At 43.2% G+C, this 25,278-nt stretch carries 18 protein-coding genes; 6 read left to right on the top strand and 12 right to left on the bottom strand.

The genetic code is table 11. The features are described from left to right. Positions 1 to 105 precede the first annotated feature (105 nt). The gene (locus tag HMPREF0833_RS03690) at positions 106 to 1,623 is read left to right on the top strand and encodes an ATP-binding cassette domain-containing protein (protein WP_013903762.1); all 1,518 of its coding nucleotides are present in this window, start codon (positions 106 to 108) and stop codon (positions 1,621 to 1,623) included. A 572-nt stretch (positions 1,624 to 2,195) separates the two neighbouring features. On the opposite strand, the gene HMPREF0833_RS03695 is transcribed toward HMPREF0833_RS03690, so the two are convergent. From HMPREF0833_RS03695 to HMPREF0833_RS03750, 12 genes are all read right to left on the bottom strand, one after another. Continuing rightward, positions 2,196 to 2,768 (bottom strand): DUF1307 domain-containing protein, encoded by a 573-nt coding sequence (locus HMPREF0833_RS03695; RefSeq protein ID WP_013903764.1) that lies wholly within the window; start codon positions 2,766 to 2,768, stop codon positions 2,196 to 2,198. 125 nt (positions 2,769 to 2,893) lie between these two features. Next, positions 2,894 to 3,892: a UDP-glucose 4-epimerase GalE gene (galE, locus tag HMPREF0833_RS03700; RefSeq protein ID WP_041818261.1), complete on the bottom strand. Its 999-nt coding sequence runs from the start codon at positions 3,890 to 3,892 to the stop codon at positions 2,894 to 2,896. Positions 3,893 to 3,956: 64 nt separating this feature from the next. Then, entirely contained in the window at positions 3,957 to 5,429 is a 1,473-nt protein-coding gene (galT, locus tag HMPREF0833_RS03705) for a UDP-glucose--hexose-1-phosphate uridylyltransferase (protein ID WP_013903766.1), read from the bottom strand. Then, positions 5,426 to 6,085 carry an HAD family hydrolase gene (locus HMPREF0833_RS03710; RefSeq protein WP_041818264.1) on the bottom strand — a complete coding sequence of 220 codons (660 nt, stop codon included), beginning with the start codon at positions 6,083 to 6,085 and terminating at the stop codon, positions 5,426 to 5,428. The genes galT and HMPREF0833_RS03710 overlap by 4 nt, the downstream gene beginning before the upstream one ends. Before the next feature lie 9 nt (positions 6,086 to 6,094). Next, positions 6,095 to 7,273 carry a galactokinase gene (locus HMPREF0833_RS03715; protein WP_013903768.1) on the bottom strand — a complete coding sequence of 393 codons (1,179 nt, stop codon included), beginning with the start codon at positions 7,271 to 7,273 and terminating at the stop codon, positions 6,095 to 6,097. Between the two features lie 240 nt (positions 7,274 to 7,513). Next, entirely contained in the window at positions 7,514 to 9,925 is a 2,412-nt protein-coding gene (locus tag HMPREF0833_RS03720; protein WP_013903769.1) for a glycoside hydrolase family 3 N-terminal domain-containing protein, read from the bottom strand. 158 nt (positions 9,926 to 10,083) lie between these two features. Further along, complete coding sequence (locus HMPREF0833_RS03725) at positions 10,084 to 12,306, bottom strand: alpha-galactosidase (protein WP_041818267.1); 2,223 nt, start codon at positions 12,304 to 12,306, stop codon at positions 10,084 to 10,086. A gap of 225 nt (positions 12,307 to 12,531) precedes the next feature. Continuing rightward, positions 12,532 to 13,974 (bottom strand): sucrose phosphorylase, encoded by a 1,443-nt coding sequence (gene gtfA / locus HMPREF0833_RS03730; RefSeq protein WP_013903771.1) that lies wholly within the window; start codon positions 13,972 to 13,974, stop codon positions 12,532 to 12,534. A gap of 256 nt (positions 13,975 to 14,230) precedes the next feature. Continuing rightward, positions 14,231 to 15,064: a carbohydrate ABC transporter permease gene (locus tag HMPREF0833_RS03735; protein ID WP_021153463.1), complete on the bottom strand. Its 834-nt coding sequence runs from the start codon at positions 15,062 to 15,064 to the stop codon at positions 14,231 to 14,233. A gap of 13 nt (positions 15,065 to 15,077) precedes the next feature. After that, positions 15,078 to 15,944 (bottom strand): carbohydrate ABC transporter permease, encoded by an 867-nt coding sequence (locus tag HMPREF0833_RS03740; RefSeq protein ID WP_000757161.1) that lies wholly within the window; start codon positions 15,942 to 15,944, stop codon positions 15,078 to 15,080. A gap of 13 nt (positions 15,945 to 15,957) precedes the next feature. Further along, positions 15,958 to 17,217 carry an extracellular solute-binding protein gene (locus HMPREF0833_RS03745; protein WP_013903773.1) on the bottom strand — a complete coding sequence of 420 codons (1,260 nt, stop codon included), beginning with the start codon at positions 17,215 to 17,217 and terminating at the stop codon, positions 15,958 to 15,960. A gap of 14 nt (positions 17,218 to 17,231) precedes the next feature. Beyond that, on the bottom strand, positions 17,232 to 19,394 hold the full coding sequence (locus tag HMPREF0833_RS03750) for an alpha-galactosidase (RefSeq protein WP_041818271.1): 2,163 nt from the start codon (positions 19,392 to 19,394) through the stop codon (positions 17,232 to 17,234). Positions 19,395 to 19,555: 161 nt separating this feature from the next. Between HMPREF0833_RS03750 and HMPREF0833_RS03755 the strand changes: the two genes are divergently transcribed. From HMPREF0833_RS03755 to HMPREF0833_RS03780, 5 genes are all read left to right on the top strand, one after another. After that, complete coding sequence (locus tag HMPREF0833_RS03755; protein ID WP_013903775.1) at positions 19,556 to 20,389, top strand: AraC family transcriptional regulator; 834 nt, start codon at positions 19,556 to 19,558, stop codon at positions 20,387 to 20,389. A gap of 67 nt (positions 20,390 to 20,456) precedes the next feature. Continuing rightward, positions 20,457 to 21,464 (top strand): LacI family DNA-binding transcriptional regulator, encoded by a 1,008-nt coding sequence (locus HMPREF0833_RS03760; RefSeq protein ID WP_013903776.1) that lies wholly within the window; start codon positions 20,457 to 20,459, stop codon positions 21,462 to 21,464. A gap of 8 nt (positions 21,465 to 21,472) precedes the next feature. Then, a complete protein-coding gene (gene birA / locus HMPREF0833_RS03765; RefSeq protein ID WP_013903777.1) occupies positions 21,473 to 22,414 on the top strand; it encodes a bifunctional biotin--[acetyl-CoA-carboxylase] ligase/biotin operon repressor BirA in 942 nt (313 codons plus the stop codon). 968 nt (positions 22,415 to 23,382) lie between these two features. Beyond that, positions 23,383 to 24,486: an ABC transporter permease gene (locus HMPREF0833_RS03775; protein WP_013903779.1), complete on the top strand. Its 1,104-nt coding sequence runs from the start codon at positions 23,383 to 23,385 to the stop codon at positions 24,484 to 24,486. Between the two features lies 1 nt (position 24,487). Further along, complete coding sequence (locus tag HMPREF0833_RS03780) at positions 24,488 to 25,177, top strand: ABC transporter ATP-binding protein (protein ID WP_041818273.1); 690 nt, start codon at positions 24,488 to 24,490, stop codon at positions 25,175 to 25,177. Positions 25,178 to 25,278 lie beyond the last annotated feature (101 nt).

Raw genomic sequence — 25,278 nt, forward strand, 5'->3', positions numbered from 1 at the left:
AGTTTCTAACTAATGCCCCTATTTGCTCATTGATGCAACGGTGCTGTTATTTCATTATCAGTTTGATGTTATATTTTCATATAGCTTTATCAAGGAGTTTCGTCTATGTTTCAATACCTTAAGCCTCTGCGCTGGTATCTTTTCTTTAATTTTCTCTTTAGTGGACTGTCCAATATTTGTACGGCTCTTCTTCCATACTTTACACAAGAATTAATTCGTGGCCACTATCAAATAGCTTTGTCAGGTTATTGCATCGCAGTTATAGGTTACCTGACTTGCAACTACATCCAAATGCGACTTGACTGGAAACAGGCCATTCTCTTTTCGACAAATCTAAAGAACGATTGGTTTCAATCTCTTTTAGGACTTGCCCACCATGATTTCAAGCAGAAAACAGTCGCAGAATACATTTCTTATCAATCTAATGATCTTGATTCACTGGAAAAAGATTATCTACCTCCACTGATGAGTTTTTTTAAGCAGATTCTACGAATTTTGATTTATACCATCATTATTACCAGAACGATCAATCCTATAGTAGCACTGATCCTACTGATTTCAACAGCCATCAGTATTCAAATTCCAAAGATCGTTGGTCAATTGACTGCGAAGCGTAGACAAACCTATCTTGAAAAGCAAGCTGATTATTATCGGACCTTGGAGGATCTATTCCGAGGACATCACCTAGTTAACAAACTCACTCTACCTCATTTTATAGAGCAACAAAGAAGTTCTCTAAAAAACTTGCAGGATAGGTATCTTGGGTATGGTTTGACTAAAATTACAGGTATTCTCTTGACGGGTATTTCTTTTGAATTCATTAGCCTTATTCTCTTTTCCTATCTAGCTTACTCTCTATCTCATCAGCAAATTGGTATCCCTGAGGTGGTTGCAAGTTTTGGTTATATTACAGCCTTCTCAGAACCAATTCAAGAAATCCTTTACGATCTGCAAATGTTGGAGTCGGTAAAACCTGTAATTAAAAGCTTTCAAACTATTGTTAAGCATCCATCTTCAATTCAGTCACCACAGCCTTCCTTTGAAACGATCACATTGAAGAATCTTTCTAAACAACTTGGGGAATCAACATTGAAGATTTCTTTTGCCACCATTCACAAAGGAGATAAGATTGCCCTCATAGGAGAGAACGGATCAGGTAAGAGTAGCCTACTCAATATTTTAAATGGTACGGATGAGGATTTCCAAGGCGAGATCTTGCTGAATGATCTTCCTCTAAATCAGCTTTGGGGAAGATTTGGCCTGATCTTGCAACAAGAGCATAGCTTCATCTCTAGTTATGAAAATAATGTTACGCTATTCAATACTTTCCCCGCAGAGTTTAAGGATGCGGAATTCGAAGCAACACCTCCTCAATCCCTGTCAGGTGGTCAACAACAACGTATGTACCTCAATCGAGAAAAAAACCGCCAGAGTCCATTAGTTATTATGGATGAACCTTTTTCAGCCTTGGATGCTCATCAGTTCGAGGCAGAATTGAAAAAAGTACTAGACTTACCGTGTGCTGTCATCATTACTTTACACCGACAGAATGAAGCACTGAAGAACTTTGACCAGGTCTGGGAAATTAGATCTGGAGAACTAATCATTCAAAAAAATGAGTAGACTTGCTTTCTCACGAAGATTTGTTTTACCATGATCAATACATCATCAGGCACAGATAGATTGAGGTCATCTTAACCTCAAAAAGAGAGTGGGACAGAAATCGGTAATTCGTTAGAATTCGATTTCGTCGTCCCACCTCCGCACAGTTGAGTAGGGCTGTAAAAGCTGATGAAATCAGCGTAGTAGAGCCCACTCAACCACTGCGTCTTGCTCGACAATCCAAAAACAATTGAGAGGCTAGGACTTTTGTCCCAGCCTCTTTTTTATATTTAATTGTATTTCTTCCAACCCCTTCTATTACATCTTTAATTTCAAAAGGGATGAATCGTTTGATCAGTGCATAAGTAAACTGGATTGATCTTCTCAATACTTCCTACTCGTCAGTGGACTTCTTAACTGTAATCACTCAACTAAAGATTTTATTCATACAAATGCAAATCATGATTTGCACTCTCTAAAAAGATATCACTCATTTAAATACTCTTTTCCTTAAATCCTATTCTACAAAATATGGCCATGAATTCATACGAAAACAAAAAGAGAGCAACAAACTGAGCTACTCTCCATTTTGTTTATTTTTCGACCATTCCGCCTTTGATAAGACTGTCTTTCGTTACTGAATAACTGACTGTTTTGTCATCTAGGGGATTGAAGCCTGGTACGATTTCTTTTAATTTATTAAAATCGATTTTTGTGTAATCAATGGTATTGCGGATATAAAAGATTCCGTCTTTGTATTCTGATGTTAGTTCAAATCCATGGCCCATCAGATCTTTGAATTTTTCTTGGCTCTTAGCGACGGCTTCTTTCATGGTTTCAAGAGGGTTCTCACCAGGCACTTTTGAGACGTCGTAATCATCAACTTTTTCTTGTAATAACAGGGTATCTCCCTTGTAATACAAGGTGATGGTTGACTTACCTGCTTCATCACTCGTTTCGAGAACGGTTTTTTGAGCACCTGCTAGTGCATCTTCTTTTTTGCTTTCATCAGTTGATGACTCTTTTGTCTTTTCTTTAGCGGATGATTTAGTTGTCGCTTTAGTGGACGATTGAGTAGTAGATTTTGTACTCTCTTTTTGTGCGCAACCAGCTAAAAGAAGACCCGCTGTCAAGAAGACGGCTAACATTTTTGTGGTTTTATTCATTTTGAATACCTCACTTTTTGATGGTTAGGGAAATGACTGAGTTCTGAGATGAGTCATGTAGCAAGATCAAATGTCGTGTTAGGTGTTATTAGAAAAGCCTCAAAATGATGTTCGCAGTCTCCTCCTTATCGATCATTGTAGCCATCTGGGTGGCTAGAATGCCAAGCCCAGGCTGTTTGGATGATGGTTTCGATATTGTCAAATTTTGGTTGCCAACCGAGGATGGCGCGCGCCTTCTCAGATGATGCGATTAGGGTATCTGGATCTCCTGGTCTGCGATCAGCCATCTCAAGTGGGATCGGATGTCCCGTCACCTTACGGGCTGCTTCAACGATTTGAAGATTGGAGAATCCAGTCGATGAGCCCAGATTAAAGGCGGTCGATTCATTCCCTTTTCGGAGATACTCCACTGCTAAAAGATGGGCATCTGCCAAGTCAAATGGATGGACATAGTCCCGAACATTGGTGCCATCTGGTGTCTGGTAGTCATCTCCAAAAATAGAGATCTTCTCGCGTTTGCCTTGGGCTACTTGCAAGACGATTGGCAAGAGATGGGTCTCTGGTCCATGGTCTTCTCCGATGGATCCATCTGGCTTAGCACCTGCTACATTAAAGTAACGAAGGGGCACATACTTGATCCCGTAGGCTTGATCGGCCCAGCGCATGATAGTTTCCATCATGAGCTTGCTTTCCCCATAAGGATTAATCGGATTTTGTGGAGTGGTTTCAAGAATTGGAATTTCTTCTGGAATACCGTAGGTAGCAGCAGTTGAAGAAAATACGATGTAGTGCACCCCACATTCATGCATGACTTCCAAGAGTTTGACCATGCCTGCTGTATTATTGTCAAAATATTTCAATGGATCTGCCATGGACTCAGCGACCAGTGAGTAGGCCGCAAAGTGGATGACCGCATCGATATCTGCATGTTCCTTAAAAACAGTGCGCATAAAGTCTTGATCCGCCAGGTCTCCTTGGTAAAAGACGGCATCTGGATGCACCGCTGCACGGTGGCCTGTGACCAGGCTATCAACCACGACGACTTTTTCCTGTCCTTCATTGACCAAGCGGTCCACCATGTGGGAACCGATATAACCAGCTCCTCCGAGTACGAGTATTGCCATTTGTTTTCCTTTCGCTTCTTTGTCTTCTCTCTTATTGTACCAAATTTCTGCCTCTTCTCCACACTTAAAGTGTCGCAACAAAGCGTCTAAAGGCAGCTTGTCCTTCTGCTGTTCTCTTGTAGACTCCAGCATCTTCCAGCACGCGCGCAAAGATCTGGCCAACCGATTCACGGACAAGGGCTTCTGCATCTGCTTCGTCAGTGATGGATGGGTGAGTGGCTTTCAAGTCATCTGCCCAAGCCTGGTGGTAGGTCGCCACTGTGCTCTCACGTCCAAGTAGATAGTCTTGGACCTGCTTGAGCTCTTCCTTGAGTCGAGGTGGCAAAATGGCTAGGCCCATGACTTCGATCAGGCCGATATTTTCTTTTTTGATGTGTTGCACATCCGCATGTGGGTGATAGATACCATCTGGATGCTCTGGTGAGGTTTGGTTGTCACGGAGCACCAAGTCCAGTTCATAATGCCCATCACGAATCCGTGCAATGGGGGTAATGGTATGGTGGGGCTGACCGTCGGATGCTGCTAAGACTTGAACAGCTGGATCCGAGTAGCCTCGCCAGGCTGTGAGGATATGGTCTGCCAGGGCAATCAATTGCGCCTTATCATCTGAATTCAAACGAAGAACTGACATGGGCCAGTTAACAATCCCTACCGATACAGCCTCAAATCCCTCAACTCTAAAGCTTTCCTCGACAGGAGCTAGCTCCATAGGGAAGGTATGTCGTCCGCCTTGGTAATGATCATGAGTCAGGATGGATCCCCCTACAATGGGCAGATCTGCATTAGACCCCGCAAAATAGCCTGGAAAAGTCTCGACAATGGTCAAGAGTCGCTCAAAGGCCTTGCGGCTAATGGCCATGGGAACATGCTGGCTATCGAGGAAAATGCAGTGTTCATTGAAGTAGGCATAAGGGGAATACTGGAAACCCCAATCATGACCGTCCATGTCAAAGCGAATGATCCGGTGATTGGCCCGGGCTGGATGGTCTAGGCGACCTTGATAGCCTTCATTTTCAAAGCACAATTGGCAGGCTGGATAATGACTGGCTTTGGCAAGCTTGGCCGCTGCAATGTCTTTAGGATCTTTTTCAGGTTTTGACAGATTGATGGTGATTTCAAGAGAGCCGTAGGGAGTCTCTGCTTCAAAGGCAATGTTTTGTGCAATCGCTTTGACTTTGATGTAATCATTGCTCTTAGAAAGGGCATAGAAATCCGCAATCGCGTCTTCTTCAGACTGACGGTAGGTCTCCCAGAAACGATGGTTGACCTGACTAGGGCTAGGGGTGATCCAATCCATCAACTCCGCTCCCAAACTGTCCTTGGCGGCCATGCTGTCTTGGATCATATTATTCGCAACCGCAATCTCCACCAACTGATCTTTGAGCCCGATCAAATCAGCCTGATGAGCTGGGGCGTCTAGACCTTCTTCTCCAACTCGACTCATGACGCGATTTTTTAGATAAATCCGATCTATCTCTTCGTAGTCACTCGCCGCAATGATGGCTGTGACAAATGCGTCCAAAATTCCCTGATTCATTGATTCTCCTTCTTACGTTTTAAATAGTCTCTAACAGCATCCAAATCCTGGAAAACTTGCTCTGCTTTAGTTAAGAAAGACTGTGCTGGTACTTTTAAATCTGGAACACATATGACTGGTATTCCAGCCCTATAGGCTGCCTCAATCCCTGCTTCACTATCCTCTAGCACTAAGCAATTCTCTGGTATAACATTCAAATCACTACAAGCCTTTAAAAATATATCTGGGTATGGCTTGCTTCGTTTGACATCTTTTGCAAAAACTAAATGGTCAAATAGGGACAGTACCCCATTGCTATCCAAGATCATTCTAGCCCGAGATTCAACACTTGAAGTTGCTAAGGCGATTGGAATGCCCTCTGTTTTCAAAAAAGTAAGCAAATTTTTAGCACCTTTTTTTAAATGAACACCTTGGGCTAAGATTCGACCTTCTAGTTCATAAACTTTAGCCAAGGTTTGGTCAAAGTTCCATGGTAAATCATAGGTATCCAAAAATCGTTGAACATTCTCCTCTTCCCTATGTCCACTGTAGTCTCTAGAATAAGTTTCTTCTGTGAAAGGAATTCCAAAATCTCTAAGCAATTCTTGATAAACTTTTAGAGAAATGATTTCAGTATCGGCTAATAAGCCATCTAAATCAAATATTACAGCTTCCATTATTATCACCTAGTCTAAAACTCGTGTCCCTGCCGCAACTTCTGCAATATAGAAACTTGGCGCATAGCCAACGACTTCTTCATAGCGTTTGCCGACAGCTTCTTTAAAGGCTTCAACTTTATCTTTGTTTACAAGGGCGATGGCGCAACCACCAAAGCCTGCTCCTGTCATACGAGCGCCCAAGACACCTTCTTGTTCCCAGGCTGTATGCACCAAGGTATCTAATTCTAGACCTGTCACTTCGTAGTCATGCTCCAAGGATACGTGGGAAGCATTCATGAGACGGCCAAAGCCTTCTAAATCACCTGCTTCAAGTGCCTTACGAGCTTGGAAGGTCCGTTGATTTTCAAGTACAGCATGGCGAGCTCGTTTGATGCGATTTTCATCCTTGATCAAGTAGCTGTAAGCATCAAAAGCCCAGAGATCCAATTCCCCTAAGGTTTGGATATCCAATTTTTCTTGGAGTTCAGAAACGGCAGTTTCACATTCTGCCCGACGTTCATTGTATTTTGAATCCGCTAATTCCCGGCGTTTGTTAGTATTCATGATGACTACGACATTGTCTTTGAGGTCCAGCGGTACCAGATCATATTCTAGGGTGTTGGTATCAAGATAAATAGCCCGTTGGTCAGCTCCCATACCGATGGCAAATTGGTCCATGATCCCAGAGTTGACTCCGATGAAGTGATTTTCGGTTTGTTTCCCGATCTTGACCAGATCTAGACGATCTAAGTGAAGATCATATAGTTTCTCAGCGATGACGCCAATCAAGAGCTCAAGGGAAGCTGAAGAAGAAAGACCAGATCCATTTGGAATATTACCGTAGACATAGACATCCATTCCGCTATCAATGACATGACCCGCTTCTTGCAAGAAGTGGAGCACGCCTTTTGGATAGTTGGTCCAGTTGTGCTCTTTTTCAAAGTGGAGATTTTCAAGTGGAACTTCAATGATCCCCTTGTCTTCAAAGTTTCCTGAGAAGAAACGCAAGACCTTATCCTCACGCTTTCTTGCAGCTCCGTAGGTACCAAGTGTAATGGCTGCTGGGAAGACATGCCCACCATTATAGTCAGTGTGTTCACCAATCAGATTAATCCGTCCTGGTGAAAAGAAAGTATGGTCAGCCTTTTCCCCAAAGACAGTCTGGAATTTTGCTTGTAAATCTTGAGATGTGATTGTTGTCGTCATGAGAAACTCCTTTAGTTTTGTAAACGTTTTTATACTTGTATTATATCTGATAAGAAGTAAAATTTCAAGTATTTTTAGTAAAATTTTATTTATTTTTTATTTTGTGTTCGAGAAGGCTATAATATAGGCTTTTCATCCGATTATAACTTCTATTTCTTTCTTGCTTTTTTGATCTAATTTTAGTAAACTTTTACCAAAAAAATCTCAATTGGGAGAGACCAAATTGAGATTCTTCATTCATTAGTGTTTCTTTCTTGGATAGACAAAAGATCCAAGGAAGGTTAAGAGGCTGATGCCCATGAGGGAGAGGAGATTCCCTGTTTGACCAGTCTTTGGCAATACCGATGAGGCAGGACTAGCAGATACACTTGCAGGAGCCTGAGCAGTGTCATGTGATACAGAAATCGGAGTGACTTGTGGACCATCAAGAGGGCTCAACTTTTCTTGCTTGCTAACAAGAACCTGTGTTCCAGTGTGACCAACCTCTACTGGTTGTGTCTGATGGGTTGGATCTTGAACTGGTGAAGTTGGAACTTGGGTTTCTGGTGTTGGCAATGGAGCAGGTGCTGGATAGAAGAGACCATGGCCAATGCGGTAGGCGTACTCTGTTTCCGACATTTTTCCATCTACAATTTTTGGAATATCCACCGGTAAGGTACCTAGATGTTCCTTGCCATTGAAGATGACTTCCACTCCTGCAGGAATATTAGGACCAAATGCATTGTCTGGTTTGAGGGATTCCGTTGGATCCATTCCCTTATTTCCATAGACTGCCAAAATGGCTTTGGCTGCTGGATAGTTGGCTACATCATAAGGTTTAGAGATAGAAAGGACAGCTGCCTTCTTATGATTGGTATTGGCATAATTGACGATCTCTGTTGGGATCTTGGTCCGCCAGAAATCTTTATCCAGTTGCCCTTCATATCCGATCTCTGAAATGACTACGATGTGAGTTGCTTTCTCTAGGTCTTCTTTTAGACTATCAAGGGTGGATTCCTTAGTGAAGTTCTTGGCCACAAAGGAGGTATCTTTTGGAAGCACTCCGTCAGCAATTAAGCGACGCATGCCCAAATTGAGTCCAGGAACTTCGTTTTCAAAAGCTCCTAAGAGTAAGACATGGTCCCCTGTTTGTACCTTAAATGGCAAGGTATTGTCTTCATTTTTTACAACCGTCACCGCTGCTGCTGCAATCTTGCGTTCCAAGTCACGGTTGAGGGTAGATCCGACTGCTTCTCCTGCTTTTTCAGCTGTCCGAGCACTTGGATCAAAATTCAAGACCCCACGTTTTTCTTTGAGGGTCAGAATCCGGCGAACCGACTCATTTAAGCGTTCTTCTGAGATGTCACCGGTTTGGACCGCATCTACCACTGCATTGACAATGGTATCAATCTTGGTCAAATCGGCTTTACTGCGAAGGGTCGTTGGCATCAAGACCAAATCAACTCCTGCTTTGATGGCCATCTTCACAGCTTCCACCTCACCGAAGTTCTTAGCGATAGCATCCATTCCCATGGCATCGGAGACAATCACGCCCTTATAGCCGTATTTCTTCCGTACCAAGCCCGTTAAAATATCATCAGAGAGAGTCGCTGGAACATAGATTTTCTCACCCGTTTCTTTTGAAACGACCTGATCTTTTTCAATCTGCGGGTATTGGATATGAGCCGTCATCAAGAGGTCTACGCCAGCATCCATGGCTTTTTTGAATGGAAGGAGTTCCAATTTTTCAAGCTCAGCAAGAGATTTATCCACCAAGGGGAGACCCGTATGCGAATCGACCGCCGTATCCCCATGACCTGGGAAATGCTTGGCTGCTACAGCCACATTGTAGTCCTGAATGCCTTTCATCATCGGAATACCCAAGTAGGCAACCCGGTTTGGATCAGATGAGAAGGAACGAAGCCCAATCACAGGGTTTTGAGGATTATTATTGGTATCTAGAACTGGAGCGAAGTCCACATTCAATCCTAGTGCAGAAAGTTCACGTCCGATGATTTGACCTGCTTCTTTCGCTAGTTTGGGATCATTGGTAGCCCCAATAGCCATATTACCAGGAAGGGCTGTACCCGTACCCAAGCGGTAGACGATCCCTCCTTCTTGGTCGATGGCTAACAATAGCGGAATCTTCCCGTTATTGGCTTTGTTTTCAATCGCTGCCTTTTGCATATCTTGCGTCAGAGCCAGAGTTTGCTTGGTCTCTTTTACGTTTTCAGCAAAAAGAATGACGCCTCCAAAATCATATTTATCAATCGCATCTGCTACTTCAGCATTGACCTTGGTGAGATCCTGTGGTGACTCCTGATTAGCCTCCTGCCACTTACGGAAGTCCGGCATGATCATTTGAGTCACCTTTTGTTTGAGTGGCATGTTTTCAATCAGTTTTTCCACTTCAGGGGATGCCGTCTCAGTCGATGTTACCGTTGGGGAGGCAGCAGGAACAGCTGCACGGTCTGTTGAAGTCGGCGTTTCGGCCACTTCTCCCTGATTTTCTGTGGTGCTTTCTGGCGTTGGAGAAGCCACCACCTCTTCTACTGTTGCTGCCGGTTCATTGGCTTGATCCGACGCTTGAGCTGTGTCTGCTTTTGCTGTTTGAACGGATAATAGAGCAAAAGCCGTTAATAGGGCCGCAGATGGATAAATGATTTTTTTCATAAAGCGACCTCCTTTCTTTCAATAGATATTGTACCATTGTTTTATAGTTTTGCAAACGGTTTCAGTTATTCGTCATAAAAAGACCTCTTAAGTAGATTTTGGTCATTTACCCTGTCTACTTAAGAGGCATTCTATCAATAGATACTCGCTTTTTTTGATTATTTTACTTCTTCAAAAACCCAAATGTGAGAGTCAAAATCACGACTCAGTTTCTCTTGATTTAAAGGCTGGCCACAGGAAGCGTCTGAAAGACTAAAGCCTGCTAACATCAGTTCTGCACCACTATACTGTTTCCCATCCACTTCATAGAGAGCGTCTGCCTTCAGTCCTTGAAGATACACACGATCATAGGCACGGTTCACTTCGTTTAATAGCTTATACTGAGCCAGAATCACTCGGGAACGATTTTGACTGACAACCGACCATACGACTTGATTTGAGTCAAAAGGAGAGCGCAAACGGTAAAAATTTCCTTGATGAATCAGGGATCGCTCTTTTTTGTAAAAGTCAATTTGTTCTTTTACGATTTCCTTCTCAGCCTGCGTCAGCTCAGCTAGATCCAACTCGTAACCAAAGACCCCAAAATAAGCGACATTTCCCCTTGTCGTAAGCGGTGTGATCCGATTGGTTTGGTGGTTAGGGACAATGGACACATGTGCTCCCATCGTCGAGAGTGGATAAACTAGACTAGTTCCGTATTGGATCTTAAGCCGTTCAACGGCATCTGTATCATCACTGGTCCAAGTTTGAGGTGCATAATAAAGCAAACCTGGATCAAATCTACCGCCTCCTGAAGCACAAGATTCAAAGAGAATAGAAGGGAATGCTGTCGTTAAACGATCATATAAGTGGTATAATCCAAGAACATAACGATGAAACACTTCTCCTTGCTGCTCTGGAGCCAAGGATTTAGAAAAGACATCCGTAAGCGGACGGTTCATATCCCACTTAATATAGTCTAATTTTGTCTCTTCAATCACCCGTGCCATTTGTTCATAAATGGCATCTACTACTTCTTCACGACTAAAATCTAAGACAAATTGATTTCGTCCATGACGTGGGGAATGACCTGCTACTTCTAGGATCCAGTCCGGATGTGTACGATAAAGATCGCTATCTTTGTTGACCATTTCCGGTTCAAACCAAAGGCCGAATTTCAAGCCCATATCATGAATTTTCTCTGATAAAGCCCCGATTGTGTCTGGAAATCGCTCGCGATTGGCAACCCAATCTCCAAGACCCGTTCGATCATTGGTTCGTTTTCCAAACCAGCCGTCATCTAAGACAAATAATTCGACGCCAACTTCTTTGGCATTTTGCGCAATCCTGAGCAGTTTTTCCTGATCAAAATCAAAGTAAGTTGCTTCCCAATTATTGAGTAGAATCGGCCGCTCCTTATCTCGCCATTCTCCCCTAGCTAGACGGGTACGATAAAGACGATGGAAAGTTTGACTCATATCGTTTAAACCATTTCTACTGTATACCAGAACTGCTTCTGGACTTGTAAAGCTAGCACCAGGGTCTAATTTCCAACAAAATTGGAAGGGATTGATTCCCACTTGAAGGCGGGTGACATCGAAGGTATCCACTTCTGCTTGAAGAAGGAAATTTCCTGAGTAAATCAGGCTGAGTCCAATAACCTCCCCCTGATTCTCGGTGGTTTCAGGTCGTTTTAGAGCAATGAAAGGATTGTGCAGATGACTAGAGATTCCACGGGTTGATTCAATCGATTGGATTCCTTGACGTAACAAGGTGGAATGAATGTGCCTTTCACGAGCCCACGCTCCAGAAAGCTGTATCATCTCATAGTTTCGATCAGGTAGGTCTAAAGAAAGACTGGTGACTCCTTCAATAGAAAGGGGCCTTGAGCCTTGATTGTTGATCAGGTGACTTCTCGTTATCACAGGGAAGTCTCGGAAAATACTATACTGAATACTCACTTCCACACCCGACACCGAATCGATCAGATTCACTTGCAAGGTCTGGCATTCATCCTCGTTTTCAACATAAGTTGCTGGTAAACCTTCTAATCTTGGTTTTCCCTTTAAAATTACATGATCTTTATAGATAAAATCTGTCAGCCGAGAACCATTTTCAAAAGACAGTTCCAAGGCAGGATGGCGAAAATCTGTCGCCCCATACTCTGGAAATTCTTGCTGCAAGTGTTCAAGTGAATACAGAAGATCCCCTTCTTGCCGGTAAGTGGTCATTGGGCGGTGCTTCATTTCCACCAAATGACGATAATCCCCTTCTGGCAAGGTCGGTCCATAATAAAGATGGAGCAACTTCCCATCATGGGAAATCATAAAGATATAAGAAATAAAATCATTTCGCAGATGAAACTGCTTGTATGTTTCCTGGTAGAAAATGAGGTCCCTCATATTTATCCTTTCTTGTATCAGAGTTCCTAGTATCATACGAGGCTATTAAGACAGATAGAGACAGAATTTGCGAAGATCAAAGTAGATCTTGAATGATCAGACCCTGACAAGGTCAAAGTTACAAAAGGATTACTTGCAGGGTAGATAGGCTACTAGAAAGGTCTGCCAAATCCTTTGTTTTAAAAATATTGGAGAAAAACTGTCTCGCCCTGACTTCAATCGTTTTTAAAACACCATTTCTTGACCATTTTCTGTCACTTGGTAAGTGCCCTCAGCAAGATCAATTCGGGCTACTGCTGTGACAGTCTGGTCTTTGTTTTGGCGCGTGATGACAATGGTATGATCATCTGGTGTTTCCACCTCAATGCTTCCTTCTAGGTCAAAAGCTTGCGAGTTATTCCGGAAACTAAAGAGCTTGAGAAGTGATTGCACGACTGGCCGCTCTACTTCTTGCGCAATTTCTTCGTTGCTGTAGTAATGACGGTTGATATTGCGGCCTTCTTTGGTGTTTTCTAAAAGTTCCAAATCATTCTTCCCAGCTAGGAATCCAACATAATAAACCTGTGGAATACCTGGTGCAAAGGCTTGAATTAAACGGGCTAGGAAGTACTTGCGATCATCATCTCCGAGAGCTGAATAGTAGGTCGAATTGATTTGGTAGATGTCCAAGTTGTTGTATTCTGCTGTTGAATATTTGCGTTTAACATTTGCCCCAACCTTATAAAGCTCATTTGAAGCATAGTCAATCTCTTCATCTGTCAAGATATCCTTGACATCAACCACCCCAATTCCATCATGGGTATCCAGCGTCGTGAACTGCTTCATCGGACTCATCTTCAACCACTTGGCAAGGCGATCCACTTTTGAACTATAGAGGCTATAGAGGGTCACCATTGGAAGCGCGAAGTCATAGACATAATAATCGTGGTCAGCAATCTTAAACTGGATGGAATAGTGCTCATGAATCTCTGGAAGAAGCTCAGCACCGTAGCCTGCCGCCATATCGCGTACCTTATCCAACAAATCCCAAATATCTGGTTCCACAAAGAAATCATTGGTGTCCAATTTCTTCACCGCATAGGCAAAGGCGTCCAAACGAATGAGGTCACAGCCATTGCTTGCCAGGTGTTCGATGGTCTTGCGAATAAAGTCCATGGTCACTTCCTTGGTCACGTCTAGGTCAATCTGCTCTTCCCCGAAAGTATTCCAGAGATGCTCGGTCGTCCCATCCGCAAAAGTGATGGCTTGCTTGGGAGCTCGGTCTTTGCGCTTATAAATCAAATCTACATCTGCTTGAGTTGGGCGATTCTCTGGCCAGAACTTGTCCCAGTTGAGAAAGAGATCCTTATAGGCACTTTGGTCATGCTTTTCCTGGTAGTCCTTGTAGTATTTAGACTGACGGGAAATGTGATTGATCATAAAGTCAAACATAAGATAATACTTGTCACCCAAGCGTTTGACATCTTCCCAATCTCCAAAGGCTGGATCCACTTGGTCATAGTCCACAGGCGCAAAGCCACGGTCACCAGTTGATGGGAAAAATGGCAAGAGGTGAACCCCACCTACTGCATCTCCAAAATGTTTCTCCAGATTTTCATAGAGATCCTTAAGGTTATTTCCTAAGCTATCTGAGTAAGTAATTAACATGGTTTTGTTTTGAATTGGCATAATGGTTTCCTTTTCTTTTTTTTGAAAGCCAAGTCTTAGGAGACCTGGCTTTCTTGAGTTTTTCTATTTTAAAATTGCTTCCTAGGATACGATTTAAATCAGCAAGCTGAATCGTCCCTTTGTATCTGGAATTGAACACGGGACTAATTTCTTAGGAAAAAAGATAAATCTCCTTGTGTGCAAGCACACTATGTCGATTTCCTATTTTTCTACAGAAATTTTCAGCAAGCTGAATCGTCCCTTTGTATCTTATTTCTTATTTCACTGCGCCGTTGCTCATTCCTGCGATGATATGGCGTTGGAAGAAGAGATAGACAATGGTGATACTGATAATGCCGACAACGTAGGAAGCAAAGCTTGGTCCGTAGTCGTTGAAATATTGGCCTGCATAGTTGTATTGGAACAAAGGCAAGGTCCACATTTTGGAATCCCGGTTCAAGACAAGGAGTGGCAACATGAAGTCATTCCAGAACCAAAGAGCATTGATAATCATGGTTGTCGCATGCATGGGTTTCATCATTGGGAAGATGATACGGAAATAAGTTGTAAATTTATTAGCCCCATCGATCTCTGCTGCTTCATCCAAACTTTCTGGAATAGAGATTTTGATATACCCTACATAGAGAAAGAGGGTCTGTGGAATCGCATAGGTCAAGTAGAGCAAGATCAAACCAAAGGTGTTAGCTAAACCGAGTTTACTCATCATAACCGTAATCGGAATCATGATGACTTGGAAAGGTACGAAAATCCCAAGGATCAAGAGGGTGTACATGATGGTAAAGGCTTTTCTCTTACTCATATTGCGTGCGATGGAGTAGGCCGCCATAGGAATAAAGATCATCACAGCAAGTAAAGACAAGACAGTGATGACAACAGAGTTCCAATAATAGCCTCCAATGCCATCAGCTAAGAGACGGCTAAAGTTGTCCCATGTGAAGTTGGTTGGAAATCCAAAGAAATTATCTACAATATCTTTGGTGGGTTTGAAGGAACTAAAGAGGGTGGCAAGGAGTGGCACTAAAATCAGAACCGATCCTAGAATCAATAGAATATATTTGCCAATCAAGGCTTTTCTTTCATCTTGTTTCATCGTGCTTCTCCTCTTAAATTTCAAATTTCTTAGATACTCTCAATTGGATGATAGAAATCACTACAATCAAGAAGAACAAGATTACGGCAATGGCATTGGCATAACCGAATTGGTTGTTTTTAAAGGCGTAGTTATAAACCAAGAGCCCAAGGGAGGTTGTGGCATTGTTTGGACCACCACCAGTCATGGCAAAGACTTGGTCAAAGGCGGTAAGCCCACCTTTTAGGGCTAGGATAAAGACCATAGAGACACTTGGTAGCAAGTAAGGCAATTCAATATTCCAGAAGACTTGCTTGCTAGTCGCTCCATCGATTCTTGCTGCTTCTGTAATTTCAGTTGGGATAGATTGCAGACCAGCTAGGAAGATAATGATGGGCATGGCCACACCTTGCCAAAGAAGGACAAAGACAGCCGCAAAGATCGCTCCCCACTTAGTCCCTAAAAGACTGGTTTGAAGAAACTCAATATGAAGGGCATTCCCAATCGCTGGTAGACCGTAGTTGAAGACTTGTTTGAAGATCAACGCCACTGTCAAACCAGACAAAACAGCTGGGAAGAAGAACCAAGCACGGAAGAAGGTTTGGCCTTTGATTTTAGAGTTCAAAACACGCGCAATGAAGATCCCAAGGGCAATCTCACCAACTACCATAGCAATCGTGATGATCGCAGTAAAGCCAATAGCATTCATGAATTTTGGATCCATAAAGAGGAGCTTAAAGTTGTTCAAGCCAACAAATTTGTAGTTATAGGTCAAACCTGTCCAGTTGGTAAAACTGTAAAAGGCTCCTTGAAACATTGGCACATAGAAGAAAATTGCTTGTAATAAGAGGGGAATGACCACAAAAGCCCATGCCCAATATTTTTGTAATACTTTTTTCATCGTCTCTCTACTCCTAATCCACATCCGCTTTCATCGGGTTAAAGAAGGCATTCAAATCATTAACCATTCCTTGTTTATCACCTGTCAAGACATAGTTCATCGTCAAGGTATGGAAGTCTGCTTCACTGGTCCAGTATTGTTGCAACCACACCAAGTGACGATCCGTAAAGGCATATTTGGTCATCCCAGCAAGCGGTGAATCCTCTCCTGCTTGTTTGACCCCTTCGATCGCTGTTGGAGATCCGTCCACATCATAGTACTTTTGCATGACTTCTGGACGGGTCATGTATTCCACAAAGGCATTGGCTTCTTTTGGATGTTTGGTAGTAGCTGAGATAGACCATGCTAAGTCTCCCGCACCAACGGTTAAGCTTTGTCCTTTTTCTTTCCCTGGAATCATGAAGGTCCCAATCTTAAATTTCGGTTTTTGTTCATTGATCGCTGTAATGGCCCAAGACCCATTTGGTGTCATGAGGACATCCCCACGCGCGAAGGCTCCGATAACGTCTGTATAACCTGCACCTTCCCAGTTCTTTTGCTTAGAACCTTTAATGCGAAGGATATCCATGACCTTGATGTCATCCTTCATAATCGGATCAGACAATTTAATGGAATTTGGTTGAGAATAACGAAGATATTGGTTGGCTTCTTTTCCTCCACCGGCTGCTGTCGCAAAGGCTAATTGATTGTAACCATTGAGGGTCCAAGCATCTGCTCCTGCAATCCCAAATGGAGTTTGTCCTTTGGCAACAATGTCTTTTACTAACTGTTCGAACTCTTCCCAAGTTTCAGGAACCTTCAAGCCCAATTCTTCGAATTTATCTTTGTTGTAGTAAATTCCATAAGCGTTGGCTGTAAAGGGAACGTTGTAGACTTTTCCGTTGACTGCATATTTTTCAGCGTAGCCGTTTTTCACGCGTTTGAGATAATCTTTATTGCTCAAATCTTCGAAGACACCCGCTTTTGCCCATTCTTGCAATTCGATGGACTGTGGGTAAATATTGACCACATCTGGCACATCTCCTGCGAGGACACGTGTTTTCAATACTTCACCAGCGTTCGGTACATTGACGACTTTGACCTTGACCTTTGGGTTTTCCTTTTCAAAATCACGCGCGATTTCTTCCAAGGTTTTGGTCATTTCTTTTTTCTGGTTGAAATACTCGATGGTCACTGTGCCATCCGCAGATTTACCATCGTTGGAGCAAGCACCGAGCCCAAACAAGGCTAGGCCTGTAGTCGCAAGAAGTCCGATTTTTTTATACCATTTCATTTGGCTGTCTCCTTTTATTTTTTGACAAAAACATATTGTTTGCTGAGGAAATCTCCCTGAGGAAGAACGACGGTTAAGCCGGCATACATGAGCTCAGCTCCTGAATAGACTTGGTCAGTCCCTTCTAAGCGATAGAGCGCATCTTCTTCCAATCCTTTGAGTTTCAGGGTCGGCTCGATCTCCTCAACCGTTGATAAGACCCGTACATAAGTTACAACCGTGCGGTCTTGATAAGTGAACTGGACGGCTGCTTGATTGCTACCTTGGCTTGGATTGATCAAGCGGTAGTGTTTTCCGAATTGAACAAGTGGTCGAATCGTTTTGTAATGAGCGACTTGAGCTGCGATCCGATCCAACTCTTCTTGCGGAAGACTGGTTAGATCCAATTCATAGCCTAGATTTCCCATCATGGCTACATGACCTCGCGTTTCAAGTGGTGTCATCCGTCCCATCTGGTGATTTGGAACAGCTGATACGTGAGCCCCCATGGAAATAGTTGGATAGAGATAACTGGATCCATACTGGATCGGAAGTCTGGCAATGGCATCCGTATTGTCACTTGCCCAGACCTGCGGGAAGTACCGCATCATACCAAGGTCATTGCGGCCACCACCACCGGAGCAAGACTCAAAGAGGATATTCTCGTACTTCTCTGTCAAGTAAGAAACCACTTCATAGAGACCTAAAATATACGCATGGGATTGCATCTTGGTTTCAAGGTAGGTTTTCCCATTCCCAAGCTTAGTGATATTGCGATTCATGTCCCATTTGATATAGTCGATCTCATGATTTCCAAGTAAGTCATCCAAGACCTGCTTAATATAAGCCACTACTTCTTTATTTGCGAAATCGAGTACTAGTTGATTCCGTGAATAGGTGTGTTCATAGCCTGGGACTTGAATAGCCCAGTCCGGATGAGCCCGATAGAGGTCGCTATCAACCGAAATCATTTCTGGCTCCACCCAAAGGCCAAATTGAAGTCCCTTTTCATGGATGCCCTGAATCAGTTCTGCTAGGCTGCCTCCTAATTTTTCTTCATTGACAGTCCAGTCACCGAGAGCCCGATTGTCATCAAAGCGATTGCCAAACCAGCCATCATCAAGAACGAAGAGTTCAATCCCTACTTTTTGAGCCTCATCTGCCAGCTCCAATAACTTGTCTTTCTTGAAGTCAAAGTAGGTGGCTTCCCAGTTGTTGATAAGAATTGGGCGTTCTTTATGGGCAAATTGGCTAGGAATGATATGGTTTTGGACAAATGCTTGGCTCTCTTGACTGAGACCGGTCAAGCCCTCATGTGAGTAGCTAATCATGGCTACTGGGGTATCAAAGCTCTGATTTGGCGCCAACTCCCAGGAGAAGTTTTCTGGATTGATTCCCAATCCAACCCGAACTTCACTGAGTTGATTTTTTTGAACAAATCCTTCAAAATTTCCACTGTAGAGCAGTTGGAAGGCAAGGGCAGAACCGGCATCTTCGGTCACTTCATGATCTGCTAGAATAAGGGCAGGAGTCTGAGCGTGTCCAGAAGCACCGCGGTTAGAGCTGATGGAGAAGATTCCTTGCTCTACTTGCTGGCGGCAGACTGTTTTTTCTCTTGCATAGGCCCCTTGTAGGGTGATGACATCGTAGTCACCTGCTGGGACATCTGCCAACACACTAAGAGCCTTATGGATCACAACCGTTTCATCACTATAGTTTTCAATCTTTGAAAAGCTAGTGATGGTTGCCCGGTCCTCGTAGGCTGTGTAGTATATGGTCAAACGAAGAGCCGCTTGATCATCTTCAAAGACCAAGGCCAAGGTTTCAGCCTGATCTACTGAGTAAGGATTAGGAAGGCCGGTCGCCTCGACACTACCAGAGTATATATTGGCTCCGACATAGAGGAAATCCGTCACCTCTGTGGCGCCGTGCTGGATCTGGATCGACGGCTTTCGAAAATCTCCAAGCCCATGTTGTCCTAAGACCTGACGCTGGGTATCCAAACTGAAGGTTCGAATATCAGGTGTGGGATTTCCTGAGAAAGCATGGTCCTTCTCATGCACCGTATTGGAAAAATGATAAGACGGAATCGGACGTCCCAAATGCTTAAGCATCAGGTAGCCATCGCGATTTTCAAGGATAAGGCTCAATCCCTTACTTTCTACATAGAACAAATTTTGTTCGATACGAATTGCCATATCTTCCTCCATTGGATCCTATAAAATATCACTATGTATTTTTAAATTCAGTTCCAATAACTTTCTTTTTTAACATGTCTTTATCTTACATTATGTAAACGTTTACTAAAATAGAATTTTGTTGGACATATATGGTAAAATGTTAGGTAGGAGGTTTACCGATGTTAGTCTTTTCTGAATACCAAACTGATACCATTGACCTAGCCCTTGATTTTTATGGCTACGAAGATTGTCCTAAAAACTATGAATTTGGCCCCAGCGTTCGGGAAAATTTTGTTCTGCATTATATCACCAAGGGAAAGGGAGTCTTCCACTTCAATAAAAAAGAAATCCACCTAGAGGCCGGGGATCTCTTCCTTCTCCCCAAAAATAAGGTGACCTACTACAAGGCAGATGAAGAAGAACCTTGGTCCTACTACTGGATTGGCATCAGTGGCACCAAGGTGAGTGATTTCATGCGTTTTTCAACCTTGCATGAAAAAGGCTTTTTAAAGAAAACAGAGGTGGAAACAGAAAAGATCGGCCAGTTTATGGAGCAGCTCGTCCACAAGGCAGAGGCTTCGAAAATGACTTCTCATTACCAACTCCACCTTCTCTCGCAGATCTATGAACTGCTTTATCTCATTGGGGAAGTAGCACCCAACATACAAAAGAGCTATCTCTCTCCAACCTATCAACTCTACCTGACCTGTAAGCATGTGATTGAGACGCATTACGGTAAAGAACACTTGAGTATTCAAGAGATCGCCGATGACCTCAATGTCCATCGGTCTTACCTGACAACTGTTTTTAAGGAGTTTCACCAGATATCTCCCAAGGAATTCTTGCACTCGGTCCGCATGCAACGTGCTCAGCAGTTACTGACCAACACAGACGAAAGCATCAAGATTGTGGCATACTCAGTGGGCTTTTCAGATCCCCTCTATTTTTCAAAGGCTTTTAAGGCCTATAGCCAGCTGACTCCTAGCCAATATCGCAGCAAACACAAAATTTAGTAAAATTTTATTTCTTTTTACTAGTTTTTAGAGTATACTGGAAGTAGAAATCAATAAAGGATGAACTATGGCAACGATTAAAGACATTGCGGAAAAAGCAGGCGTTTCTCAGGCAACGGTCTCTCGCGTCCTCAACCAGGATGCGACCTTATCGGTCAGTGAAGACACGCGCAGTCGGATTCTTCGCATCGCCGAGGACCTGCATTACCAAAAGAAGAGCCGCAAAACAGCGCCTCAACCAGTTGAGGATTTTCATAAAATCGTCATTTTTGAATGGTACACGCGCGAAGAAGAATTAGATGACCTCTACTACTATGCCATTCGGATGGGGTTAGAAAAACAAGCCCAGGAATTAGGATATGAGATCTTTCGTATCTTTAATAATGACGATTGGTCCTTGATTCAAGAAGCAGACGGCATCATCGCTCTTGGTAAATTCAGTCCTAAGACTATTCAAGATCTGGAAAGCTACGGCAAACCCCTTATTTTTGTCGATAGCAATACCCTCTATTTAGGGCATTCCTGTGTGACGACCGATCTAGAAGATTCTGTCATCACGGCTCTCGAGTATTTCCTTAATCATGGCCACAAGGAGATCGGGCTCTTGGTTGGTCAGGAAGAAACCGCAGATGCGACACCGCTTCAAATGGATCCCCGTCAACGGACCTTTCAACAGTTTCTCACGGAAAAAGGACTTTATGAGGAGCGCTTTGTCTCAGTTGGGCAATTCTCGACCGAGTCGGGTTATCAGATGATGGAGCAGCTGATTCAAGCATTGGGCGACGACTTACCAACTGCCTATTTCATGGCCAGTGATGCCTTGGCTGTCGGAGCCCTTCGCTCTCTTCAGGAGCACCAAATCGCAATTCCTGATCGTGTCAGTCTCATTTCCTTCAATGATACTTCCATTGCCAAGTATGTCTTTCCTGCCCTCTCTACAGTAACCGTCTATACAGAAGAAATGGGTAAGCAAGCCATTCAAATGCTCCGGCAAGCCTTTCAAGGGAATCAACCAAGTGTTCCCTATATGGTCAAATTAGCCACCAAACTGACGATTCGTGACAGCAGTCGCTAGGAGGTCCTATGAAAACACATGAAATCCTCTTTCAAACCCTTTCTCAGGCAGATGATTATGTCAACGGGGAGCAGCTGGCGCAAGAACTAGGTGTTTCCCGTACCTCTATCTGGAAGGCCATCCAACGTCTAGAAAAAGATGGGGTCGTCATCGAATCCCTAAAAAAGAAGGGCTACAAATTGGTCTCAGGCGATATTCTGCTTCCTGAAGTGATCGCAAGCAATACCCAATTGACCGTTTCCTTAAACGAACAATGTAGCTCCACCCAATTGGACGCCAAATTAGGCATAGAAGCCCATCAAGAAGGCAAGGCCCTCTACCTAGCCAATTCGCAATCCGCTGGAAAGGGCCGCTTTGGTCGTGACTACTATTGCCCCGATCAAGGGGGCATCTACATGTCCCTTCATCTTAAGCCTCAACTGCCACCTGCAGAGCTCTCTCCTTACACCCTCATGGTCGCTGGAGCCATCTACAAGGCTATTAAAAACTTGACCCTGATCGATATCGATATCAAGTGGGTCAATGATATTTACTATCGCCATAAAAAAATTGCGGGAATCCTTACCGAAGCTATCACGTCGATCGAGACTGGTCTTGTCACAGATGTCATTATCGGAGTCGGTCTCAATTTAGCCATCCCTACTTTCCCAGAAGAGCTAGAAAGCAAGGCGGGTTCCTTATTTGAAGGGCCTTGTCCTATCACCCGCAATGACCTCATCAGCGAAATCTGGAAGGAATTCTTCCAAACGGATATCGATGAACTGGTCTACCTCTATAAAGAGCGCTCCCTGGTCCTAGGACGAACTGTCACTTTTGAGCAAAATCAGCAGACCTATCAAGGCCTCGCCAAAGATATCTCTGATACCGGCCAACTCTTGGTCCAATTAGACAACCATGGAGAAATCTGGCTCAATAGCGGAGAAATCTCCCTCAAGCAGTGGAATCTATAAAACAGAGCTCACAACTCACAAAAGAGTCTGGGACAAAACGCTGTCTCAGACTCTTTTGTGTGAAGAAATATCAAAAATTTTTAAACCAATTCTTGATAAATTCTAAGCATATATCTAGTAGGAATTTGATAAATAATAAAACAATTCCAATCTTCACAAACATGTAATATTTAAATGTGGTGTCATCAAATTCACTCACAAAAATCGGAAAGGTGAGAATTTTAGACGGACTGATAAGAAAATAAAGTGAGATACAAATGGATAAAACCAGCGCTACTATAAAAATTTTTTTATGTATTTGCATTTTTTACCTTTTCCTTTCTTGTTTTACAACATTAAATACCAATCACCAATTTTATATAGCCTGATTAATTCTTTCATTACCCTTTCTAACAGGCTATTTTATAGTTCTTACACCTTAATCATATACAAATTTCAAAATAATACAAGTCTGTTTTTCTAATTATTTTCATGATATAATAATAAAGTTTGAATATTAAACAAAAAACTCAGTAACTATTCCAACAAACTCTATAAAATTAACTTTTTAGATAGCGCCATGATATATTTAAGCTACTAAACAGTTCAATTCAGTATGTTTTTTGCCCTACTTTTAAATCATGACATTGAAAATACCTAAAAGCGCCTTCCGAAATTCAATTAAATTTCAACATTTTTGATTACTTTCAATATGAAAAGTCCTTACAAATTCATGCAGGGGGCATCTAAATCAACAGGAAAAATCCTTGATTTCAAGGCTTTTTTTCTTGTCTATAGCAGATTTATTTTTTGTATACATTAACAATTAATAGTTGAGAAGCAAATTGAACACAGTAAACAAATCCGATTCTTTCATACTCTACCAAACACCATCCCCCTATTCTCCCTCCACTTGTGGTATGATGGTAGAGTATGTTTAGGTGCTAGCAACACTGCTCGAGCACCTCCCTGCTAAAAGGAGAAGGAATATGAAGATTGCATGGAATGAAATTAAATACCAACCCAAGAAGTTTATCCTGATTGAACTCCTCATTACCATCCTCATGTTTATGGTGGTGTTCTTATCCGGGCTGACAAATGGACTGGGCCGGTCGGTATCAGCCCAAATCGATAACTATGGGTCGCTGCACTACATCCTTTCGACGGATTCAGAAGGGATTATCCCCTTTTCAACCATTACGGCGAAAGATGTAGATGAGGTCCAAAAGATAGAGGGAATGGGCTATTCTGGCTTGTCCATCCAGCGGGCAACCGTCTCAAAATCAGAGGATTCCAACACTCTGGATATCACCTACTTCGCGACCGATCACAACGAAGAAGAAATCCTCAATCCGATCATGGAAGATACAGACCTCAAGATCTCTGACTTAAAGAAAAACGAGGTCATTCTGGATAGTTCTTTCAAAGAGGATGAGGGGATCCAAGTTGGCGATCAAGTGATCGACAAAACTTCTAAGCAAAAACTCAAGGTCGTGGCCTTCGCGAAAAATGCCAAATACGGCTATAGCGAGATTGGTTTCATCAGCTCGGATACCTACACAGGTATGCGGCAAAAGACAGATCCAAGCTATCAATGGCAAGCCCAAACCCTAGTGACTAAGAAAAACATCCCTTCTAGTGATCTAGCCAGCAACTTAATGGTGGCGGATAAGAAGCAAGTGATCGATAAAATCCCTGGCTACAAGGCTCAAAACCTGACGCTACGGATGATCACGTGGGTGCTCTTACTCGCTTCTTCTGCTATCCTTGGGGTCTTCTTCTATATCCTCACCCTGCAGAAGTTGAAACAGTTCGGTGTCTTGAAGGCTATTGGCATGTCCATGAGCCAGATTACCTATGTCCAACTATCCCAGCTCACCATCATCTCCCTCATCGGAGTACTGCTGGGGCTTGGCTTGGCAACTATGATGGCTCCATTTTTACCTAATAGCGTCCCTTCCTTTATGACCCTGAAAGACAACCTCACCATCTCGGTTAGCTTTATCCTGACCTCTATTTTGTGTGGTGCCTTGTCCCTTGTCAAAATCAAAAAAGTAGATCCAATCGAAGTCATTGGTGGAAATGGAGAATAAGATGGCCATTATTGCATTAGAAAATATCAGAAAATCCTACGCCGATGGTAGCCAGATGCACCATGTCCTCAACCAGCTGAATTTAAGCGTCGAACCCAACGAATTCGTCGCCATCTTGGGCCCTTCAGGATCTGGTAAATCCACTCTCTTAGCCATCGCTGGCTTGCTTTTGTCAGCGGATGAGGGGCGGATTCGCATCGCTGGCCAAGACTTGACTGGCCTCAACCAAGGCCAGTGGACGCAAAAACGACTGGAATTGCTCGGCTTTATCTTTCAAGATCACCAGCTCCTCTCCTATATGAAAATCGGTGACCAGTTAGAACTGGTGGCCAAATTAAAAGGGGAAAAGGACAAGAAAAAACGCCAAGAGGAGGTCAAAGCCTTGTTGGCAGATCTTGGCATCGAAGCTTGTTACCACCAATATCCGAATCAGATGTCCGGTGGACAAAAGCAACGGGCAGCCATCGCTCGCGCCTTCATCGGAAATCCACAGGTCATTTTGGCCGATGAACCAACGGCTAGCCTAGACCCAGATCGAGGGCAAGAAATCGCCAAGTTGATCCGAAAAGAAGTCAAATCCAAAAACAAGAGCGCTATCATGGTCACCCATGACCGCTCTATCCTCACCTATGTGGATACCATTTATGAATTAAAACATGGCCAATTGCTAAAGGTAGAAAAGGTTGATTAATTACAAAAAGAGGCTGGGACAAAAGTCCTAGCCTCTCAATTATTTTTGGATTGTCGAGCAAGACGCAGTGGTTGAGTGGGCTCTACTACGCTGATTTCATC

Origin of the sequence: Streptococcus parasanguinis ATCC 15912 (assembly GCF_000164675.2) — a bacterium.
GTDB classification, from domain to species: Bacteria; Bacillota; Bacilli; order Lactobacillales; family Streptococcaceae; genus Streptococcus; species Streptococcus parasanguinis.

What these genes read in the sequence shown, in the direction of transcription:
- HMPREF0833_RS03690 (WP_013903762.1), top strand. Translation starts at nt 106, where the DNA reads ATGTTTCAATACCTTAAGCCTCTGCGCTGGTATCTTTTCTTTAATTTT.
- HMPREF0833_RS03695 (WP_013903764.1), bottom strand. Translation starts at nt 2,768, where the DNA reads ATGAATAAAACCACAAAAATGTTAGCCGTCTTCTTGACAGCGGGTCTT.
- galE (WP_041818261.1), bottom strand. Translation starts at nt 3,892, where the DNA reads ATGGCAATACTCGTACTCGGAGGAGCTGGTTATATCGGTTCCCACATG.
- galT (WP_013903766.1), bottom strand. Translation starts at nt 5,429, where the DNA reads ATGAATCAGGGAATTTTGGACGCATTTGTCACAGCCATCATTGCGGCG.
- HMPREF0833_RS03710 (WP_041818264.1), bottom strand. Translation starts at nt 6,085, where the DNA reads ATGGAAGCTGTAATATTTGATTTAGATGGCTTATTAGCCGATACTGAA.
- HMPREF0833_RS03715 (WP_013903768.1), bottom strand. Translation starts at nt 7,273, where the DNA reads ATGACGACAACAATCACATCTCAAGATTTACAAGCAAAATTCCAGACT.
- HMPREF0833_RS03720 (WP_013903769.1), bottom strand. Translation starts at nt 9,925, where the DNA reads ATGAAAAAAATCATTTATCCATCTGCGGCCCTATTAACGGCTTTTGCT.
- HMPREF0833_RS03725 (WP_041818267.1), bottom strand. Translation starts at nt 12,306, where the DNA reads ATGAGGGACCTCATTTTCTACCAGGAAACATACAAGCAGTTTCATCTG.
- gtfA (WP_013903771.1), bottom strand. Translation starts at nt 13,974, where the DNA reads ATGCCAATTCAAAACAAAACCATGTTAATTACTTACTCAGATAGCTTA.
- HMPREF0833_RS03735 (WP_021153463.1), bottom strand. Translation starts at nt 15,064, where the DNA reads ATGAAACAAGATGAAAGAAAAGCCTTGATTGGCAAATATATTCTATTG.
- HMPREF0833_RS03740 (WP_000757161.1), bottom strand. Translation starts at nt 15,944, where the DNA reads ATGAAAAAAGTATTACAAAAATATTGGGCATGGGCTTTTGTGGTCATT.
- HMPREF0833_RS03745 (WP_013903773.1), bottom strand. Translation starts at nt 17,217, where the DNA reads ATGAAATGGTATAAAAAAATCGGACTTCTTGCGACTACAGGCCTAGCC.
- HMPREF0833_RS03750 (WP_041818271.1), bottom strand. Translation starts at nt 19,394, where the DNA reads ATGGCAATTCGTATCGAACAAAATTTGTTCTATGTAGAAAGTAAGGGA.
- HMPREF0833_RS03755 (WP_013903775.1), top strand. Translation starts at nt 19,556, where the DNA reads ATGTTAGTCTTTTCTGAATACCAAACTGATACCATTGACCTAGCCCTT.
- HMPREF0833_RS03760 (WP_013903776.1), top strand. Translation starts at nt 20,457, where the DNA reads ATGGCAACGATTAAAGACATTGCGGAAAAAGCAGGCGTTTCTCAGGCA.
- birA (WP_013903777.1), top strand. Translation starts at nt 21,473, where the DNA reads ATGAAAACACATGAAATCCTCTTTCAAACCCTTTCTCAGGCAGATGAT.
- HMPREF0833_RS03775 (WP_013903779.1), top strand. Translation starts at nt 23,383, where the DNA reads ATGAAGATTGCATGGAATGAAATTAAATACCAACCCAAGAAGTTTATC.
- HMPREF0833_RS03780 (WP_041818273.1), top strand. Translation starts at nt 24,488, where the DNA reads ATGGCCATTATTGCATTAGAAAATATCAGAAAATCCTACGCCGATGGT.